The organism is Acidimicrobiales bacterium, from assembly GCA_036378675.1.
In the GTDB taxonomy this organism is placed as follows: Bacteria; Actinomycetota; Acidimicrobiia; order Acidimicrobiales; family Palsa-688; genus DASUWA01.
Window position 1 is genome coordinate 37,302 of sequence record DASUWA010000051.1, and the last position, 19,953, is coordinate 57,254.

Genomic DNA, 19,953 nt, shown 5'->3' on the forward strand with positions numbered 1-19,953 from the left:
TTGTTCTTGTTTGCCTGCTGGCTCTAGCCGACCTTCACGGCCGAGACCTCGAACTCGAGGTCGACCTTCTCGCTGACGAGGACACCGCCGGCCTCGAGGGCCACGTTGAAGTTGACCCCCCAGTCCTTCCGGTTGACGGTGGTCTTTCCCTCGAGCCCGATCCGGTGGTTCCCGAACGGGTCGACGGCGCTGCCCGTCAGCTCGAGATCGAACCTGACGGGGAGGGTCACACCCTTGATGGTCAGGTCGCCGGTTACCCGGTAGTTGCTGTCCCCGGCCGGCTCGACCGAGGTGCTGCGGAACCTGATCTCGGGGAAGTTCTCCATGTCGAAGAAGTCGTTGCCCTTCAGGTGGGCGTCACGGTCCGCGTTGCGTGTGTCGATGCTCTCCGCCTTGATCGTGATGTCGAATCGGGACTGCGACGGATTCTCGGCATCGAAATAGCCAGTCCCGTCGTACTCGTTGAACGCCCCCCGTACCTTCGTCACCATCGCGTGGCGGGCCGAGAACCCGATCCGGCTGTGGGCCGGGTCGATCCTGTAGGTACCGGTCAAGGTCTCCGGGGCTGTCGTCGTTGCCATTCTTGCGCCTCCTTGGCTTAGTTGACATCTCAACTTCAGACTCTGCAACGCAGTTGATCTGTCAACTATTCCGGCGGCTGACCCGGGGCCTTACCTGTTTTTCCGCGATGGACCGGGGATGGTGACTCTTCCGGCGATAGGGCTTACCATTGAACGCAGTGGGCGCACATGAGAGCACGGAAAGTGGTGCCTCTTCCAGCCGCCGTGGCCGGACTCAGCTGCTCGGCCCGATGAGCGTCATCGACGAGGACGGTCCACTCGGCGTGCTCTTCGCCAGGAACCCGAGGCCGATGTGGATATACGACCTCGAGACGTTGCGGTTCCTGGAGGTGAACGCCGCCGCCGTGTCGACATATGGGTACAGCCGCGAGCTGTTCCTCGCCATGACGATCCACGACATCCGGCCGGCGCAGGAACGGGTTCGGCTCGCGGCCGACGTCACCGACGCGAGACAGCCGCTCGAACGGTCGGGACCTTGGACCCATCTTCTCGCCGACGGCTCGACGATCGAGGTGGAGATCACCTCCCATGAGCTTCTGTTCGGGGACCGCCCGGCGGCGCTGGTGATGGCGGACGACGTCACCGAGCGGAACCGCCTGCAAGCCCGGATCCGCCAACTCGAGATGAGCGATCCGGTGAGCGGGCTTCCAAACCGCGGCGCATTTCTCGGCGAGGTCGACCGCTGGATCGCTCAGAACAGCGACATGTCGGGACGCGATGTCGTCTGCCTGGTCCACATCGACCCCGACGACCTGACCGCGCTCAACAGCCGGTTCGGTTACGAATCCGGTGACCGGGTACTGCGCAGGATCGGAGACGCGCTCTCAGAGACGCGAAACGGCGCCTTCGCGGTGGGCCGGGTGAGCGGTGGAGAACTGGCGACGGCCGCGGTGCTGGCCGATCCGTCCGAGGTTCCTTCGCTGGCTGCCCGGGTGATGCTGTCGGCCAAGGACCGGCTAGCGAGGGACCTGCCCGTCACCCTGACCTGCGGCGTCGCGACTGCGTCGGTTGGCGACGCGTCGGGTGAATCGTTGACTCGGGACGCCACCATGGCCACCCGTTGGGCGAAGGTGCACCGGCGCGGCGGCATCGCCACCGCCGCAGAGGCCGTGATGTCGTCGGACATCGAAGTCGACCTTCGCGACGGGATCGCCGACGGCGAGCTGGTCGCGCACTACCAGCCGGTGATCTCGATCGGCGACGGCCGCATCGTCGGGGCGGAAGCGCTGGTGCGTTGGGATCGTCCGGGACAGGGACTTGTGCCACCGGGCGATTTCATAGGCGTCGCCGAGGAGACCGGCCTGATAACCGACATCTGGAGGTGGATGGTCAGCGAGTCGCTCGGCCGGCTCACCGGGTGGCAGGAGAGCGCAGGGCCGCGAATGTCGGTGTCTCTGAACCTTTCGGTCCGACAGTTCTCCGATCCCTCGACGGTCGACGACTTCCTCGCCTGCATAGAGGAGAGGTCGGTAGACCCGAGGGACGTGGTGGTCGAGATCACCGAAACCGCTGCGGTCAGCGACCCCGACCGCATGCACGAGGTGCTTTCCGCCTTCCGTTTGCTGAACGTCCGGATCGCGCTCGACGATTTCGGCACCGGGTACTCGACGTTGGCGGAGCTCGAGCGGACCCCGTTCGACGCCCTGAAAATTGACCGCAGCTTCATATCGAGACTCAGCAGCGACCGCCGTCAGCAGTCGATCGTCGCCGGAATGGTGCGCCTGGCGCACGGGCTCGGGATGGTCGTCGTCGCAGAGGGAGTGGAGACGGACGACCAGCTCCGCCGCCTCACCGACCTGGGAGTAGACCTCGCTCAGGGGTACTACCTCGGGAGGCCGATGCCTGCCGAGGAGTTCAGCGCTGCTCTCGCTGGCAGCCGGAACGCCTGATCCCTCGGGGGGAGGGCCCGCGGGCCGGCGGGGGTTCTTTTTCCGGGGAAAACCTTGACCGCCACTCCCCGTTGCCGTACCCTTCTACGAAAACCAGCTGCATTCGCGCGCGCTATCTCTTGCCTTTAGCGCCGGCACCGCCCTAAGATGGTGTGTTGCCGTGGTCCCCTGGTTTGCGCCTCCCGCCGCTTTGACGCGGCTTCGGCGCGCCCGCAGTGCTCCAGAGGCCCGCACGGCGGTCTATCAGCCCGTTCTCCCCCAGGAGTAGGTCTTGCCGACTCGTTCCGCGTCCCGGGAGCGTTTCTCGTTCGCCAACCTCGATGAAGTCCTGCCGTTGCCGGACCTCATCTCCATCCAGCGTGACTCTTTCAAATGGTTCCTAGAACAGGGGCTCGCGGACACTTTCCGTGACATCAGCCCCATCGAGGACTTCTCCGGCTCGCTGAAGCTGATCCTCGAGTTCGATCCGACCGACATGGATCTGCGCCCGCCCCCGAAGTTCTCGGTGGAGGAGTGCAAGGAAAAGGACATGACCTATGCCGCGCCGATCTTCGTGCGCGCCCAGTTCCAGAACGCCAACACAGGCGAGATAAAGGAGCAGACCGTCTTCATGGGGGACTTCCCGATGATGACGGACAAAGGCACCTTCATCATCAACGGCACCGAGCGGGTCGTCGTGTCCCAGCTGGTGCGCTCGCCGGGCGTCATCTTCCAGCCCGGCCGCGACGCCAAGACCTACGTCACCGGCACCATTCACCCGTACCGGGGTGAGTGGATCGAGTTCGACGTCGAGGCCAAGCCTGGCAAGGACATCAGCGCCGGCTCGCGTGTCGCTCGCAAGCGCCGCCTCTCATTGTTCGTTCTGCTCCGGGCCCTCGGTTACACCGACGAGGGATTCCTCGAGCGGTTCGTCCGCCACTTCGATTTCCTCGAGGCGCAGTGGGACAAGGAGCGCGACCTCGCGCCGACCCAGGAGGAGGCGCTGCTCGAGATCTACAAGCGCGCCCGTCCCGGCGAGCCGCCTTCGACCGAGTCCGCCCGCGCTTATTTCGAGAACGCCTTCTTCAACCCGAAGCGGTACGACCTGACCAGGGTCGGGCGGTACAAGCTCGACAGGAAGCTGGGACCTGAGATCGCCAAGGCCGAGGAGTTGTTCGGCATCGATCTCGAAAAGCCCGAGCCGGGGCAGAGCGTGCTCAGCCGGTCGGAGATTCTCGCCGCGTGCTCGTACATGCTCCACCTGGCCAACAGCGAGCCCGGTTACCGGCCCGACGATCAGGACCACTTCGCCAACCGGCGCATCCGCTCGGTGGGTGAGCTGATCCAGAACCAGGTGCGGGTCGGCCTTTCCCGCATGGAGCGGGTCGTGCGTGAACGCATGACGACTCAGGACGTCGAGGCGATCACCCCGCAGACCCTGATCAACATCAGGCCGGTCGTCGCTGCGATCAAGGAGTTCTTCGGGACTTCGCAGCTGTCGCAGTTCATGGACCAGACCAACCCGTTGTCGGGGCTGACCCACAAGCGGCGCCTTTCGGCGATGGGCCCCGGCGGGCTTTCCCGTGAGCGCGCCGGGTTCGAGGTTCGCGACGTGCACACGTCCCACTACGGCCGGATGTGCCCGATCGAGACGCCGGAAGGCCCGAACATCGGCCTGATCGGCCACCTCGCGTCGTACGGGCGTATCAACTCGTACGGGTTCATCGAGACGCCTTACCGGCGTGTCGCTGACGGCCGGGTCACCGACGAGATCGTCTACCTCGCCGCCGACGAGGAGGAGGAGTACGTCATCGCGCAGGCCAACGCCAAGCTGGCCGACGACGGCACCTTGGTGGAGGAGCGGATCCTGGTGCGCCGCGCACCCCAGGGCCCCGGCGTTCGCGTCGGCGCCGGTGGGACCAGCTACGGCACCACCAGCGAGGTCGACTTCGTGCCGCCGGCGGAAGTCGATCTCATGGACGTCTCGCCGAAGCAGATCGTGTCGATTTCGACCGCGCTGATCCCGTTCATCGAGCACGACGACGCCAACCGCGCGCTGATGGGCGCCAACATGCAGAAGCAGGCCGTGCCGCTGGTGCGCCCCGAGGCTCCGTTCATCGGCACTGGCGTCGAGGCCCGCGCGGCGCGCGACGCAGGCGACGTCCTGGTCGCGGAAGGCAACGGGGTCATCACCGAGGTGTCCGGCGATCACGTCACCGTGGAATACAACCCGGGCCAGTCCGACTGGGCCGGTAACGCTCTCGGACGCAAGGTGTACCGGCTGGCGAAGTTCCGCCGGTCCAACCAGAACACCTGCCTCAACCAGAGGATCATCTCCGAGGAAGGCAAGAAGGTCTCCAAGGGCGACGTGCTCGCCGACGGTCCGTCGACCGAGATGGGAGAGCTCGCTCTCGGCAAGAACCTGCTCGTGGCCTTCATGCCGTGGGAGGGCTACAACTACGAGGACGCCATCATCCTCTCCGAGCGTCTCGTGCGCGACGACGTGCTCACCTCGATCCACATCGAGGAGCACGAGGTCGACGCCCGCGACACCAAGCTCGGTGCCGAGGAGATCACCCGGGACATCCCCAACCTGTCGGAGGAGATCCTGAAGGACCTCGACGAGCGCGGGATCATCCGGATCGGTGCCGAAGTCGGACCCGGCGATGTTCTGGTCGGCAAGGTGACCCCCAAGGGAGAAACCGAGCTCACCCCTGAAGAGCGCCTGCTCCGCGCGATCTTCGGTGAGAAGGCCCGCGAAGTTCGTGACACCTCGCTGAAGGTGCCTCACGGGGAGTCCGGCAAGGTCATCGACGTGCGGGTGTTTTCCCGGGAGGACGCCCACGAGCTTCCGCCTGGCGTCAACCAGCTGGTCCGGGTGTACGTCGCCCAGAAGCGGAAGATCTCCGAGGGCGACAAGCTCGCCGGCCGCCACGGCAACAAGGGCGTCATCTCGAAGATCCTCCCGGTCGAGGACATGCCGTTCCTGGAGGACGGAACTCCGGTCGACATTATTCTCAACCCGCTCGGCGTTCCCTCGCGGATGAACGTGGGTCAGGTCCTCGAGTCCCACCTCGGTTGGGCCGCCCGCTGGGGCTGGGAGGGCAACGACCAGGCCGACTCTCCGGTAACGGGAATCGAACAAAAGACCCGCCCGGTGACGCAGCCCGCCGTCCATGTGGCGACTCCTGTTTTCGACGGTGCGCACTGGGACGAGGCGGAGGACGCAGGCCGGCATCCGACGATCAAGCGGATCTTCGAGACCTTGACGCCGGAGGCCCCGGGCAGCGCCTACGGCGTGGAAGGCCGGCTGATCGGCGCCGACGGAAAAGCGACCCTCTACAACGGGCGCACCGGCGAGCGCTACGACAACCCGATCAGCGTCGGCTACGTGTACATCCTGAAGCTGGCGCACCTTGTCGACGACAAGATCCACGCCCGCTCGACGGGTCCGTACTCGATGATCACGCAGCAGCCCCTCGGCGGAAAAGCCCAGTTCGGTGGCCAGCGTTTCGGCGAGATGGAGGTGTGGGCCCTCGAGGCGTACGGCGCCGCCTACGCGCTGCAGGAGCTGCTCACCATCAAGTCCGACGACGTGCTCGGCCGGGTCAAGGTCTACGAGGCGATCGTCAAGGGCGAGAACATCCCCGAGCCCGGGATCCCCGAGAGCTTCAAGGTGCTCATCAAGGAAATGCAATCACTGTGCTTGAACGTCGAGGTCCTCTCCAACACCGGCGAGGAGATCGAGATGCGAGAGCTGGACGAGGACGTGTTCCGCACGGCGGAGGAGCTGGGCATCGACATCAGCCGGCCGGAGCGGGGCTCAGACGAAGAGGACGCACGACGAGCCAGCGAGAGGGGTTTCTAAGTGCTGGATGTAAATGATTTCGAGCAGTTGCGGATAGGCTTGGCGACAGCCGATGCCATCCGCACGTGGTCGAACGGCGAGGTCAAGAAGCCGGAGACCATCAACTACCGGACACTCCGCCCGGAGAAGGACGGGCTTTTCTGCGAGAAGATCTTCGGTCCTACCAAGGACTGGGAGTGCTACTGCGGTAAGTACAAGCGGGTCCGCTTCCGCGGGATCATCTGCGAGCGCTGCGGCGTCGAGGTAACCCGTTCCAAGGTCCGGCGCGAGCGGATGGGTCACATCGAGCTCGCCGCGCCGGTGGTGCACATCTGGTACCTGCGGGGAACCCGCTCGTGGCTGGCGTACCTGCTCATGGGCACTGAGGCCCGTGAGGAGCTGAAGGCCAAGCAGCTCGAGAAGGTCATCTACTTCGCGGCGAACCTGGTCACCTGGGTCGACGAGGCGAAGCGTCACGAGGACCTCCCGAACTTGGAGGCCGAGCTCGCCGAGGAGCTCGCCGAGATCGAGCGCGCACGTGATCTTGACCTCGACCGCCGGTTCAAGGCGCTCGAGGAAGAACTCGCCCAGATGGAAACCGAAGGTGCGAAGGACTCCGAGCTCAAGGCTCGCCAGCGCCAGGTGGACAAGGAGCTCGGGTCGATTCGCGAGCGCGCAGACCAGGAACTCGATCTGGTCAAGCGGGCATTCGACGAGTTCCGCAACCTTCACTCGCGCAAGATCATCGAAGACGAGATCCTCTGGCGTGAGCTGAAGGACCGTTACGGCGACTACTTCCGTGGAGGCATGGGTGCGGAGGCGATTGCATCGCTGATCGGCGAGATCGACTTCGACGAGGAGGAGATCAAGCTCCGCGACGCGATCGACGCATCGGACGGCCGCCGTCCTCTGTCGGTGCAGCGCCGGCAGAAGGCCATCAAGCGGCTGAAGATCGTCTCGGCGTTCAACCGCCGCGACGAGCACGGCCGGCGGGTCAACGACCCGCGCGCCATGATCCTCGACGCTGTGCCGGTGATCCCGCCCGAGCTGCGGCCCATGGTCCAGCTCGACGGCGGCCGCTTCGCCACGTCCGACCTGAACGACCTGTACCGCCGGGTGATCAACCGGAACAACCGGTTGAAGAGGCTGCTCGATCTGGGCGCGCCCGAGATCATCGTCAACAACGAGAAGCGGATGCTGCAGGAGGCCGTCGACGCCCTGTTCGACAACGGGCGGCGTGGCCGTCCTGTTACCGGCCCGGGCAACCGGCCGCTGAAGTCGTTGTCGGACATGCTGAAGGGCAAGCAGGGCCGGTTCCGCCAGAACCTGCTCGGCAAGCGCGTCGACTACTCCGGCCGTTCGGTCATCGTGGTCGGCCCGACCTTGAAGCTGCACCAGTGCGGCCTTCCCAAGCAGATGGCGCTGGAGCTGTTCAAGCCGTTCGTCATGAAGCGGCTGGTCGACCTGGAGCTGGCACAGAACATCAAGTCCGCGAAACGGATGGTCGAGCGTCGCCGCTCGCAGGTGTGGGACGTGCTGGAAGAAGTGATCAAGGAGCATCCGGTCCTGCTGAACCGTGCCCCTACACTTCACCGACTCGGCATACAGGCCTTCGAGCCCGTCCTGGTCGAGGGCAAGGCCATTCAGATCCACCCTCTGGTCTGCACCGCCTTCAACGCCGACTTCGACGGGGACCAGATGGCAGTCCACCTGCCGCTCTCCGCCGAGGCTCAGGCCGAGGCGCGCATCCTGATGCTGTCGGCGAACAACATTCTCTCGCCGGCGACCGGCCGGCCGATCGTCACCCCGACCCAGGACATGGTTTTCGGTGCCTACTACCTGACCTTGTCGAAAGAAGGTGGCAAGGGCGAGGGCCGGGTGTTCCGTCACGTTCACGAGGTCGAGCGCGCTCTCGACGCCGGCGACGTGGACCTGCACTCGCAGATCAAGTGGCGTCGCGCGGCTTCGGTGGTGCCGACCAACGGGTCGGCCGACGGTGAGGCCGACGACGTCGTCCAAGACGCCGAATCCAACGGGTCTGCGTTCGAGGAAATCGAGACGACGCCCGGACGGATCATCTTCAACTCCGCTCTCCCGGCGAGCTTCGACTTCGTCAACGATGTCGTCGGGAAGAAGGCGCATTCGATCGGGACGATCGTTCAGGAGCTGGCCGACAACTACCACCTCGCCGAGGTGGCCGAGAGCCTCGACCGGATCAAGGACCTGTGCTTCCGCTACGCGGCGCGTTCGGGTCTGACCATCTCGATCGACGACGTCAAGACGCCCGAGTCGAAGGCCGAGATCATTCGCAAGTTCGAAGCCGAGGCTCAGAAGGCCGAGACCCAGTTCAAGCGGGGAATCATCACCGACGACGAGCGGCGCCAGAAGGAGATCGAGATCTGGACCACCGCCAACTCCGATATCGGAAAGGCGATGGAGGAAACCCTGCGGTCGATCCAGTTCAACCCGCTCGACATGATGGTCGACTCCGGTGCTCGCGGTAACCCACAGCAGGTGCGCCAGATCGCCGGCATGAAGGGTCTGGTCTCGAACCCCCGGGGCGAGATGATCCCCCGGCCCATCCTGTCGTCGTTCCGTGAGGGTCTCTCGGTTCTGGAGTACTTCATCTCCACCCACGGCGCCCGCAAGGGTCTCGCAGACACCGCTCTGCGAACCGCCGACTCCGGATATCTCACCCGGCGTCTGGTCGACGTCGCCCAGGAGCTGATCATTCGCCAGGAGGACTGCGGGAGCACCCGCGGAATTCGCATCGATCACGTCCAACCCGACGACGAGAAGGTGCGCGCCTACCTCGAAACCCGGCTCGACGGCCGCCTGCTCTCCCGGGAGGTGACCCTTTCGGACGGAACCGTCCTGCCGGCGGGCACCGAGATCACCCCCGAGCTGAGCAACACGCTGCGAGACGACCCGGCGGTGACTGACGTGACCGTCCGGTCGGTGCTGACCTGCGAGGCGGAGCACGGTGTGTGCGCCGCCTGCTACGGCCGTTCGCTGGCGACCGGCAAGCACATCGAGCTCGGCGAGGCCGTCGGGGTCATCGCCGCCCAGTCGATCGGCGAGCCCGGCACCCAGCTGACCATGCGTACCTTCCACACCGGTGGTATCGCCGGTGAGGACATCACCCACGGTCTGCCCCGTGTCGTCGAGCTTTTCGAGGCCCGCACCCCGAAGGGCGCCGCCATCCTCGCCCGCACCTCAGGCGTGGTGCGTGTGGTGGAGGAGGACAACGCCCGGCGGGTGATCATCGTCGGCGACGACGGTACCGAGGAGGCTTACAGCATCAGCGTCCGGTCGAAGCTGGCCGACGGTGTTCACGACGGTGTCGAGATAACCGCCGGCGACCCGATCGTCGACGGCCCCAAGGACCCCAAGCAGCTCCTCGAGATCAAGGGCATCCGCGAGACGCAGCAGTACCTGGTCAGCGAGGTGCAGCAGGTGTATCGCGACCAGGGCGTGGCGATCCACGACAAGCACATCGAGCTGATCGTGCGCCAGATGCTGCGGCGGGTCCTCGTCGCCGAGCAGGGCGACAGCCCCTTCCTCCCCGGCGAGCGGGTCGATTCGCGCACCTATGCGGAAGTGAACCGTCGTCTGGTCACCGAGGGCAAGCGTCCTGCGGAGGGCCGGCCCGAGCTGATGGGGATCACCAAGGCCTCCCTCGCCACCGACAGCTGGCTATCGGCGGCCTCCTTCCAAGAGACGACCAGGGTTCTGACCGAAGCCGCCATCGAAGGCAAGTCGGATCAGCTGTTCGGGCTGAAGGAGAACATCATCATCGGCAAGCTGATCCCCGCCGGGACCGGCATGACGCGGTACCGGAACCTCGTCGTCGACGCACCCGAGGCGGAACGGATGACATTCTGGACCTCAGGGGACGACGAGGCCGGGACCGAGGATCTCGCGGCGTGGCTCGCGTCGATCGGCTCCGAGGGGACCGACGGAACGGACGAGTGGGGCGGCAACGGTGACGGAGCGGCTTCAGTCGGGTACGACGGCGCCTTCGGGGACTCCGGGGAGGAAAGCGCCTCCTAGCGCTGGTTTTCCAGCATTCGGCGGCGCTGTTTCGGGTCGCCTCAGTTCGTTGGCGCCGGCGTGTGATCGTGCACGCCGGCGTCACGCCCATTCCTGCTAAGCGGCAGGATGCTCCCCGGCGATCAGGTACCCGGTGCCTCCAGGCGCCGGAACCAGGCCGAAATAGCGGTTCGTTCCGCCCGAGCCGCCGCGGGATCCGTAGTAGCCGGCGTCTCCGAAGGTGAAGATGCCTCCGTCGGCGGCGGCGAGCCAGTAGCCGTGGCCGTCTGGGGTGGGTGCCATCGCGACGACGGGCTGGTTGAGTCGTGTGGCGCCGGTGGATCCGTAGTAGCCGGCGTCTCCGAAGGTGAAGATGCCTCCGTCGGCGGCGGCGAGCCAGTAGCCGTGGCCGTCTGGGGTGGGTGCCATCGCGACGACGGGCTGGTTGAGCCGCGTCCCGCCCATAGATCCGTAGTACGGCGAGGCACCGGTCGCGAAAACCCCACCGTCGGAGGCGGTGAGCCAGTAACCGGGTGCGCTTGGGTCGAGCGCAGCCCCCACGAACGGGAGGTTCGAAAGAATCGGCGTCGTCGCCGGAAGCGCTGAGCCGAACGCGTACAGGTCGCTTATCACCGGACCGGCCCACGGGTTCCGCTCGCAGATGGGCACGAACGAGTAACCACGGGCGCGAAGCGAGGCGATGATCTGTGGGAGAGCGTCGACCGTCTCCTGGCGGTTCCCGCCCCCGTCGTGCAGGTCCACCACCCCGCCAGGGAACGCAGCGCCTACAACCCGGTCGACGATCGCCTGGGTGCCCGGCATGGTCCAGTCCCGAGGGTCGATGGAGTAGCTCATCGTGGTCAGCCCTCGCTGAGCCGTCTGTTCGAGCGAGGTCCCGTTCCAGCTGTTGTAGGGAGGGCGCACGCAAGTTGGCGTGACGCCTGTCAGGAGACGAATCCGATTCTGGGTCTGGTCGATCTGGGTCGGATAACCGCTCACCGGCAGCGTCGCCAAGTCAACGTGATTCCACGTGTGGTTCTCGACCGGATACCCGGCCGCGGCCAGTTGCCTGGTGTACTGCGGGTAGCCGAGCGTGTTGACGCCTATCTCGAAGAAGGTCGCGGGAACCCGATAGCGCTGAAGCACAGAGAGAACCTCAGGGGTATAAGGCCCGGGACCATCGTCGAAGGTCAGGGCGATCACCCTGCGGCCGGCCGTGTTCTGTTCTCCGGGCGCCTGGAAGGTGTAGAAGGCGGGGCTTGGGGATACGGAGGCCGCGCCGACCGTTTCGCTTCCGAAGGCGGCCGAACTGATCGGAAGAAACGCGACCGTGCTGAAGATCGCCGACACGACGGTCGCGGATAACAACGACGCTCGCTGACGCTTCAACGTTTTGGCTGCCCCACTATTCGACCCCCTGCCTACCCGGTTCCGGCTGCGTCGACGCCGAGAGATCGGGCGTCCGTGTGCCCTTATCGTCCCACAGCGGGCCGAAAGTGAGGAGCTATTCCGTGGCGTCGGCCACGAGGAGCGCAAGGGTCGGGCACGCTGCGATCGCCCGCTTCAAGTGCGCCTCCAGGTGGGGCGGCACCGGTGAAGGGTCGATGATCGGGTAACCCCAGTCGTCGAGGCGGATCATCTCGGGGAGCAGCTCCGCGCACAGCCCGTGACCCTTGCAGCTGATCGGGTTGACGACGATTCTCTTTGGCCGCTCGCCGTCGAGGATTCTCGTGGGTGGACGTGGGGTCATATCCAGGGTCCATCCATCCGAGGCACCGGGACCGAAGGTGCTTCGGCGCGGCAGGCACCGTACCTACGGTGGTTCTCGATCTCCTCGGCGAACGTGGCCAGCGCGGAGCGGACCATGCGCGCGGTGCCGTCGGGGTGGCGACAAGCGCCCCTTCCCTCGACCATGTCGAGCCACTGCGTGAGCTGCTGTTGCCATCTCCGGCGCCGATCCCCGGCCACCAGCCCCTCGAGGGCGCCCGCGATGGCCGGAAGCCCGTTGATGCAGGGTCCGCATTGCCCGGCGCTCTGGGCGGCGAGCCACCGCGCGATCTGGGCGGTAGCCGCGAGGCCACAGGATCCCTCGGCGAGCACCACCATCGATGAGCAACCGATCGCCGCTCCCACCGATGCGAACGATGCTCGGTCGAACGTGAGGTCGGCGGCCGTCCCGGCGGGTACCCACGTCCCGGCGAACCCGCCGGCGAGGATTGCGTGGACGGAGGACGCGGCACCAGCTGAGCTGAGGATTGCTTCGACCGAGGTTCCGAAGGGCACCTCGTAAACGCCATCGCGGGTGACGTCGCCGACCACCGTTATCAGCGCGGTGCCGGGGTCGTCAGGCGTGCCCAGCGCACGAAACCATGCCGACCCGAATCTCGCAACCAGAGCCAGGTTGGCGAGCGTTTCCACGTTGTTCACCAACGTCGGACGGCCGCCGACACCACGTTCGAAGGGTCTCGGCGGGACGAACGTCGGTTTTGCATCGCCTCCGTTGAGCCAGTGCACCAGAGCCGATTCCTCACCCGTCACGTACTTTGTTGGCGCGGTCTCGAGCCGGATGCTCACATCGTCGGCCTTGATCGAGCCTCGTTCGGAGAGTGCGCGGGTCAAAACTTTGATCGATTGTGTGTCGCAGCGGTCGACACAGACGATCGCCTCTGCGGCGCCGAGCGTGTCGGCAGCGACGCTGACACCATCCAGCACCAGATGAGGGGCGCTGGCCATAAGTGTCTTGTCCTTCCGGCTGACGGGTTCGCCTTCGGTTCCGTTGGCGACGACGACGGGACGCCGACCCGCAGAGACGGTTGCCAGCTTCCGTGCGGTGGAAAACCACGCCCCACCTCGCCCTCTCAGCCCGGCTTGCTCGGCTTCGGCGACCAACAGTGGGCCTCCGGCGGGCATCTGTCCCCACGTTCGGAAATGACCGTGGAAGCTGGGATCCTCCTTCGTGGCCAGAAGGCGCGGCGTTACCAGCGGGTCGGAGTGCATCGGGGGGATGTCTGCTTTGGTGCGTGACCGTGAGGCTGAGCCAGATTCGTGGCGGGATTGTGGAGTGATCACGCCGACCCCTGAATGTGGCCGGCGAGCGCTCGACCGCGCATGCTGGTGATCTGGATCGTGACCGTGAAGGTCTGATTGGTCCGTCCGGAAACGGTGGCGACGATCGTGTCGCCGCTCAGGTTGGTAACCCGGCCGGTGTACTCGTTCTGAGCCCCTTGCGGTCCGAGAGTGACCCGGCCGGACGTGAGCCGGACCCCGCCGCCGTCCACCGGGGACCCGTCGAGGGTGACATCGAACGCTCCTCCGCTGAACTGTCCCGACAGGACTAGCGTCACGGGACCTCCGCTCTGACTGCCGGACTCGTTCTGGCTGCCCTGGAAGTCCGACGAGAACGGAATCGACAGCGCAGAAGGAGAGGTCTGGCCGGACGACCCGGTCGACGAGGACGACGCGGCGATCGCGCCGAGCAGCGCAGTAGGCGTGCCCGCCTTCTTTGCCCAGCCGGGCTTGAGAGGCCCGGTCACCGTCCAAACCCCTATTGCGAGCGGCAGTGCGAAGGATCCTAACGCTGCTACCGCGCGCCTGCCGGCGTTCGAAGGCGACCACCCCTCTGCGAGGCGCCACCACACGGCGCCGATGACCGCGGCAACGCACACGGCGTTGAGCGCGATAACCCAACCGAGTCTGGTGTCGGTGCCGGTTCCGAGCCCGTGAAGCGCCGCAACTGGCCAGCAGAGGTAGGCAGCCCAATGAAGGAGTCTCCAGAGCCGAGGCCCGAGCCTTTCGCGTACGAGTGATGTGATGACCAAGGCGACGAGGAGGTCCAAGGACAGGGCTCCGAGCCCCAGCCAGAGGGGGCGGTACGTGCCGACGAAAGGAATGAAGACGTCCGCAACGGAGATCGATACATACGTGTCGAGCACCGCGGTCACCACGTGGATCACCAAGAACAGGACAGCGAGAAGCGAGATGTTCTTGTGCAGAGCGGATATCACGAACCTCGGCAGGCCGGGCCGCGCGTATCGGACTACTTGGGTAATGCCCATGACGACAGTCGCGGTCAGCAGCACCAGGTCGACCAACCCGAAGCCTCGGGTCATGTACCACAGCGCCTTGGCATTGGTACCCAAGGCTGCGGTTACCGCTGCTGTTGTCAGCACCGGACCTGCTCCGGAGCCATCGACTCGTTTGATGCCGGCCCGACTGAGTCGATGGGCCAACCTGCGGAGGTGGTGACGCGAGCAGAAGGAGACACGAGACGGGCCGGAAGGCGTCGCTCTTCGAGCCATTGCGGAGCCCGATCACCGAGAAGGATCGCGGCGGTGGACGCGATGTTCGCGTCGAGGCAAGTGCCCGCGGCAACGCTGACCGTTCGCCAGTGCTCTCGAGCGGGCAGACCGGTCGCCGGGTCGATGATGTGGTGCAGGGAAACCCCACCACGAATCCAGCGTCGTACCGACGTGCTGGACGTGGACAGACCGCCCTCGCGGATCGAAACGACCGGCCCGTCCGATGTGGTGGGTGGATCCGCGTGGTTGTGCGTGATCCGCATGCTCCAGCCTCCCACCGGCGCCGGGCCTCGAACCGCGATGTCTCCTCCGAGATTCACCAGAACTCCCGCACCGGTGCAGGCAGCTGCCAGCTCGGCAGCACGATCGGCGCAGAGCGCCTTTGCGGTGGCCCCAAGGTCGATCGACACTCCGGACGGCAACTGAACCGTGCGGTGCGCGGAGTCCGTGCGCACCGTCTTCCAACCGGCTACTGCGCGCGCAGTCAGGTTTAGCGCGGCGCCTTCAGGGTCAACGTCCGCGAAGTCCCGGTCGTAACCGATCAGCTCGAGAGCACTTCCGACCGTCGGGTCGACCAGTCCGTCGGTAAGCCGTGCAGCACGAAGGGCCGCGTCTATCGCCTCGAACAGCAATGCAGACACGACGACCGGCCGGCCGGTACTCGCGTTCAGCTTGCTGAGCTCGCTCTCCGGCCGGAAGCGGCTTGCTGCCAGATCGATCGCTTCCAGCTCGAGGCGCAGGACGCTCGTCGCCTTATCTGCGGCGGACGGTTCGGTGACCGCAATGGAAGCCGTGGTGCCGAGCGCAGGGAACGAGTGCACCGCCAATGAAGTGTCCGTCACCCTTCACGATCCTCCTGAGGAGGCCACGGGGGAGGAGCTCGACCGTGACGGACGGTGCGTTGGGCTGCTCAGTCCGGAGCTTGATTCAGAAGATGATGACCGTGACCCCGAGTTCGTCGACTGCGAGCCGGCCTCCGAACTACCGCCTGTCGAGCTCGACGAATGCGATGTGTGTGATGAGTGGCCGGGCAGCGCGTTGGCGACGGCTGCCGAGAGGATGCCGCCTGCTAGCAACGATCCGGCGGCCAGATACCGGGTGCTGCGGCTGATCCGCTCCAATCCGAGGTCCCGAGACGCGCTAGAAGGCATGTGATCGAGTATGAAGTCCGGCTATGAGGCTCCGCTGAGAGCCTGGCTAAGTTTCGGATAAGAAGTCCTGTGTCCCAGCTGGGAAACCCGGTTGCTCCCTTCGTGCAACTGCCGTTCGACGTGGTATTTCCCCGTCGGGCCGAGCATCAGAAACCCCAAAATGCATCCGGCCACCAGACTCGCCGCGAGGGTCCACTGACGTACTCCTGCTCCGCGGACGTCGCGCCTCGTGCTTCGGAGCCAATCCGCCGGCGCCAGCCGAGCGGTCTCCATCAGGTGCCCAAGGACATGGATTGTCATGACTCCGAACCACAGAACGAAGCTCGCTTTGTGGACGGTCAGCAGCTTGCTGCGTGCCGATGCCGGAGCGAACATCAGCGCGATACCAGAGGCGAACAGCACGACCGTCAGCACGACCACGACCGGTCCCAGAATCCGCAGGACCAGCGGCGGGGGACCCTTGCGCCGGTACGGCAGGGAGCCGCGGTAGTAGCGAACGGACCGCCAGCCAGTCGAGCCGATTTTGAGGGTCACGGGCGGCGCGAGAAGCATGCCGATGAACACGTGAGGTGTCAGCAGGCTCCGAACGCTCATCAGGGTCGCGCCCTCCGCCGCCAATAGAACCAGAAGCAGAGCGGCAGTTCCGCTGGTCAAGCGTGCGTTCGATTCGACGCCGACTTCCTCCGGGGATTCGCGTAGCCCACTGGTTGGAACGACTCGCACCGTCTTCGAACTTAGGTTCCCCGCGTGGCGCTTTCACCTCGACTCCAGGTAGTTTTGCCTTTCCTTAACGTGAGTCTTGACGGTCGTTTGAACCTTCAGGCTGAGACTGAGGCCCTTGTCTACGCCTACTCAACTCCGGGGCCGGCGCCGTCGGTTGCGACGGTTACTGCTAGTACCCCTCGCCGCTGTGATCGTGGTGGTGCTCTTCTTCGCCGCGTCGCTCATCGGGGCGCTGACCACCCCAGGTAATCAAAACTTCCAGGCCAAGTGGGCGGATTGGTTGAGGAGCCATGACGCCGCCTTTATCGCAAACCACCTCGAGTCGTACTACTACAGCCACAACGCGCCGTCGCGCGGCGGTGTTCCTCGAGGGCTGAACCCGTTGCCGGCATCGGCCGACGCTGCATCCGACCCATCTCACTCGCCGCCGACGATCGTTGTGCGCTCCCACCTCGCTGCGCCTTCGCCGGTGCCTTTGGTCGTCTCACCCGCGCTTCCTGGGGAGGGCAGCTGGCGCCCCGCGGGCCCTGACATCGGCGGAGTGCCGTCTATGTACGAGGCCCAATTCAGGGCCGACGACGTTTACACGAGCCAGATCACCTCCGCAGTGTGGATAGATACGAGCCTGCTCCGCGTCGCACTCGTTCCCGGGGCCTACGAGCCGGGCGGGACATGGGCCCAAACCCCGTACATCAACTCGGCCCAGCTTCCGTACGCGTTGGCGGCATTCAACGGAGGGTTCCGTGTCCAAGATGCGCGCGGTGGGTTCTACCTCAACGGAACCACTGAGGTCCCGCTTCGAATGGGCGCCGCGTCGATGGTGATCTACTCGGACGGTCACATCGACATCGGTACCTGGGGCAACGAGGTTTCCATGTCGCAGAATGTGGTCGCAGTCCTTCAAAACCTTGCGCTCATGGTCGACCGCGGTCGACTCGCATCGAATGCGACCTACAGCGACAACAGGGTCTGGGGATCGACTCTCGGTGCCAACACAGTCGTCGCACGTTCGGGCATCGGTGTCAGCGCCACCGGAGCTTTGATCTATGTCGCCGGCCCGGCGCTGACTGCGAAGAGCCTGGCCGAATCGCTGCAGCGGGCCGGCGCCGTTCGGGCCATGACGCTCGACATCAACCCGGAGTGGGTCACCCTCAACTTCTACAGCCATCCGAACGGCGTCGGCAGCCCACTCGTCTACGCATCGAAGCTGTATCCGAGTATGCAGCGTCCTGCCACCCGCTATCTCGGTCCGACCCGCGAGTCGCGTGACTTCTTCATGGTCTACGCGCCGTAGGCCGGATTTCTCAGTTCCGGGCGATTTATCTACGAGCGACTGCTGGCTCAGTTTGGGCTGCGACTACGGACAACGCAACGTCGAGTCCCGTCGGGTACGCCTGGCGAAGTTCGACCGACGCGCCGTTGCAGTTGGCCAGTTGCCGCACGATCGCCAAACCCAATCCGCTGTGACCTCCATTTGAAGTGGGTCCCTGCCAGAAGCGATCAAAAGCACGGTTCCGCTCATCCAGAGTCATGCCACGTCCCTCGTCCGTGACATGAACGCGAAGAGATCGCGAGCGATCCGAGTCCACCGAAACGACGATCCGAGAACCCTGCGGGCTTGCGTCGAGCGCGTTGGCTAGCAGATTGTCGAGTATCTGCTCGAGGTCCCCCGGTACAAGCGTTGCGAAAAGCGGCCCCGGACCGTTGTGGTCGAGAGCCACGTGCTTCTCGGCCGCAAGGGCACCCCATGCGTCGCAACGCTCGGCGATGACCGCCTGTATGTCGACGACTTCACGTGGCGGCTCGTCCTGGCCAGCTCTGCTGATGGTCAAAAGGCCGTCGACGATCCGGGAGAGCCTTTGGACCTCACGTCCGGCAGCCGCGATCTCATCCGTAGTACCTGATGTGGCACTTGCCTCGAGATTCTCGAGTCTCAGGCGCAGAGCTGTCAGCGGGGAGCGCAGCTGATGGGATGCGTCTGCCACAAACCGAGCCTGACTTTCGACCAGCTCCGTGAGTCGCGACGCCATGTGATTGAACTGTTGGGCTAGGGAGCGGATCTGCGGCGGTCCATCGTTCTCGCGTGCACGGGCATTCAAATCCCCTCCCCCGAGCCCGGCAACTACCGATTCCAAGCGGCTGAGGGGGCGGGACAGAGATCTGGCAAGAACCACGCCGACGACGGCAGTCAATACGAGCACAGCCGCGGCGAATCCGCCGAGAGCAATCCAGATGTCGTGAATCCGCTGCTCTGTGACGGACGCTGGAATAGCCAACAGGACAACGCCCGCGGGACGCCGGTCGAGGAGCACCGGCGTCACAGCAGCGGCCCATGGTTTCCCCTCGTCTTCGGTGAACGCGCTTGCCGAGACCCCGTACAGAGCTGTCACTACCAGTTGGTGAAAGTCGGTGACGACGTCGTTGTCCTTATCTGAACTCGAACTTGCCAATATGTTGCCCGCGGGGCCGATGATCTCCACCTCGCCCCCCGTGCTGGACTTGTAGGTGGTTGCAAGGTTCGACAGCTGGGCGGCCTCGGTATGCTCGAGCCCCTCTGTAGCCAGCCCCGCCAGGCCGGCCGCTTCCCTCGAGGCTTGGCTGGCGCTTATTCCTCTCTCGTGACGCTGGGCCAGTAACCCGAGGGGTACTTCGAGCACGACGAGAATGAGAATCGCCAGCCCTAGGTATGAAAGCAGGAGGCGCCTGGTCACTTGCTTCCATTCGACATCGTGTCGCCAAGACGGAGCCCCACGCGGCGCACGGTCTCTACCCACTCGGGGTGGCCGAGCTTCTTCCGCAGGGATGCAACGTGCACATCGACGGTCTTGGTTGGGCCGTACCAGTGCGGGTCCCACACCTCTTCGAGGATGGTCTGCCGGTTGACCACAGCTCCCGGGTCCTCGGCCAGAAGGGCGAGCAGATCGAACTCCTTCGGCGTGAGGATCACCTCGTCCCCCGACACAAACACTCGACGGGTTCTCCGATCGACCTTGAGCTCGCCGAGCACCTGCACCTGTTCGGTCGAAGGCAGCTCGCCTATGCGGCGCATCACCGCCCGGATTCGCGCTACCAATTCTCGAAAGCCGAACGGCTTGACGATGTAGTCATCCGCCCCTAGTTCGAGGCCTACTACACGGTCCACCTCGGCGCCCCGCGCAGTAACCACGATGATCGGAACCGACGAGCGCGCTCTGAGCTGCTGGCACACCGAGTAACCGTCGATGTCCGGCAGCCCGAGATCGAGAACGACGAGGTCAGGGGTCGCAGCCGAGAGTGCGGCTGCGCCGGTCGATACCCACTCGGTGACGAACCCTTCCCTGGTGAGACCCGCGACTAGAGGCTCGGCTATCCCGTCATCGTCCTCGGCAACCAGGATGCGCACCTCTCAAGGATGCATCTGTTCCCCGGTAACCTGTTGTCGCCAGCCCCGATCAACCCGTCAACCCGTTCGAC

General features: G+C 65.2%; 14 protein-coding genes. 5 read left to right on the forward strand and 9 right to left on the reverse strand.

The annotated features are described in order from the left end of the window. Positions 1 to 23 precede the first annotated feature (23 nt). On the reverse strand, positions 24 to 581 hold the full coding sequence (locus VFZ97_15930; protein HEX6394924.1) for a YceI family protein: 558 nt from the start codon (positions 579 to 581) through the stop codon (positions 24 to 26). A gap of 158 nt (positions 582 to 739) precedes the next feature. Here VFZ97_15930 and VFZ97_15935 point away from each other — a divergent pair, with 158 nt between their 5' ends. The 3 genes from VFZ97_15935 (at position 740) to VFZ97_15945 (ending at position 10,349) form a co-directional block, all read left to right on the forward strand. Then, the gene (locus tag VFZ97_15935; GenBank protein HEX6394925.1) at positions 740 to 2,470 is read left to right on the forward strand and encodes an EAL domain-containing protein; all 1,731 of its coding nucleotides are present in this window, start codon (positions 740 to 742) and stop codon (positions 2,468 to 2,470) included. 271 nt (positions 2,471 to 2,741) lie between these two features. Continuing rightward, positions 2,742 to 6,317: a DNA-directed RNA polymerase subunit beta gene (locus VFZ97_15940; protein ID HEX6394926.1), complete on the forward strand. Its 3,576-nt coding sequence runs from the start codon at positions 2,742 to 2,744 to the stop codon at positions 6,315 to 6,317. Continuing rightward, positions 6,318 to 10,349 carry a DNA-directed RNA polymerase subunit beta' gene (locus tag VFZ97_15945; GenBank protein HEX6394927.1) on the forward strand — a complete coding sequence of 1,344 codons (4,032 nt, stop codon included), beginning with the start codon at positions 6,318 to 6,320 and terminating at the stop codon, positions 10,347 to 10,349. It begins immediately after the preceding gene. Between the two features lie 96 nt (positions 10,350 to 10,445). On the opposite strand, the gene VFZ97_15950 is transcribed toward VFZ97_15945, so the two are convergent. The 5 genes from VFZ97_15950 to VFZ97_15970 form a co-directional block, all read right to left on the reverse strand. Further along, entirely contained in the window at positions 10,446 to 11,717 is a 1,272-nt protein-coding gene (locus VFZ97_15950; GenBank protein HEX6394928.1) for a polysaccharide deacetylase family protein, read from the reverse strand. 115 nt (positions 11,718 to 11,832) lie between these two features. Next, positions 11,833 to 12,078, reverse strand: a complete 246-nt coding sequence (locus VFZ97_15955; protein HEX6394929.1) for a ferredoxin — start codon at positions 12,076 to 12,078, stop codon at positions 11,833 to 11,835. Further along, on the reverse strand, positions 12,075 to 13,325 hold the full coding sequence (locus VFZ97_15960; GenBank protein HEX6394930.1) for an NADH-ubiquinone oxidoreductase-F iron-sulfur binding region domain-containing protein: 1,251 nt from the start codon (positions 13,323 to 13,325) through the stop codon (positions 12,075 to 12,077). The genes VFZ97_15955 and VFZ97_15960 overlap by 4 nt, the downstream gene beginning before the upstream one ends. Positions 13,326 to 13,393: 68 nt before the next feature. Then, positions 13,394 to 14,497: a ferric reductase-like transmembrane domain-containing protein gene (locus VFZ97_15965; protein HEX6394931.1), complete on the reverse strand. Its 1,104-nt coding sequence runs from the start codon at positions 14,495 to 14,497 to the stop codon at positions 13,394 to 13,396. Continuing rightward, positions 14,491 to 15,468 carry an FAD:protein FMN transferase gene (locus VFZ97_15970; protein HEX6394932.1) on the reverse strand — a complete coding sequence of 326 codons (978 nt, stop codon included), beginning with the start codon at positions 15,466 to 15,468 and terminating at the stop codon, positions 14,491 to 14,493. The genes VFZ97_15965 and VFZ97_15970 overlap by 7 nt, the downstream gene beginning before the upstream one ends. On the opposite strand from VFZ97_15970, the gene VFZ97_15975 reads away from it, so the two are divergent. Next, on the forward strand, positions 15,458 to 15,781 hold the full coding sequence (locus VFZ97_15975) for a hypothetical protein (GenBank protein HEX6394933.1): 324 nt from the start codon (positions 15,458 to 15,460) through the stop codon (positions 15,779 to 15,781). The two genes, VFZ97_15970 and VFZ97_15975, sit on opposite strands and share 11 nt — an antisense overlap. Before the next feature lie 17 nt (positions 15,782 to 15,798). Here the strand turns inward: VFZ97_15975 and VFZ97_15980 are convergent, their stop codons facing one another. Then, positions 15,799 to 16,500, reverse strand: coding sequence for a hypothetical protein (locus VFZ97_15980; GenBank protein HEX6394934.1), 702 nt, complete (start codon positions 16,498 to 16,500; stop codon positions 15,799 to 15,801). Between the two features lie 115 nt (positions 16,501 to 16,615). Here VFZ97_15980 and VFZ97_15985 point away from each other — a divergent pair, with 115 nt between their 5' ends. After that, a complete protein-coding gene (locus VFZ97_15985) occupies positions 16,616 to 17,794 on the forward strand; it encodes a phosphodiester glycosidase family protein (GenBank protein ID HEX6394935.1) in 1,179 nt (392 codons plus the stop codon). A 25-nt stretch (positions 17,795 to 17,819) separates the two neighbouring features. Here the strand turns inward: VFZ97_15985 and VFZ97_15990 are convergent, their stop codons facing one another. Next, positions 17,820 to 19,211: a HAMP domain-containing sensor histidine kinase gene (locus tag VFZ97_15990; GenBank protein ID HEX6394936.1), complete on the reverse strand. Its 1,392-nt coding sequence runs from the start codon at positions 19,209 to 19,211 to the stop codon at positions 17,820 to 17,822. Then, positions 19,208 to 19,882 (reverse strand): response regulator transcription factor, encoded by a 675-nt coding sequence (locus VFZ97_15995; protein HEX6394937.1) that lies wholly within the window; start codon positions 19,880 to 19,882, stop codon positions 19,208 to 19,210. The genes VFZ97_15990 and VFZ97_15995 overlap by 4 nt, the downstream gene beginning before the upstream one ends. Positions 19,883 to 19,953: the final 71 nt, after the last annotated feature.

Coding starts and splice junctions, on each gene's coding strand:
- VFZ97_15930 (HEX6394924.1), bottom strand. CDS start 581: ATGGCAACGACGACAGCCCCGGAGACCTTGACCGGTACCTACAGGATC.
- VFZ97_15955 (HEX6394929.1), bottom strand. CDS start 12,078: ATGACCCCACGTCCACCCACGAGAATCCTCGACGGCGAGCGGCCAAAG.
- VFZ97_15960 (HEX6394930.1), bottom strand. CDS start 13,325: ATGCACTCCGACCCGCTGGTAACGCCGCGCCTTCTGGCCACGAAGGAG.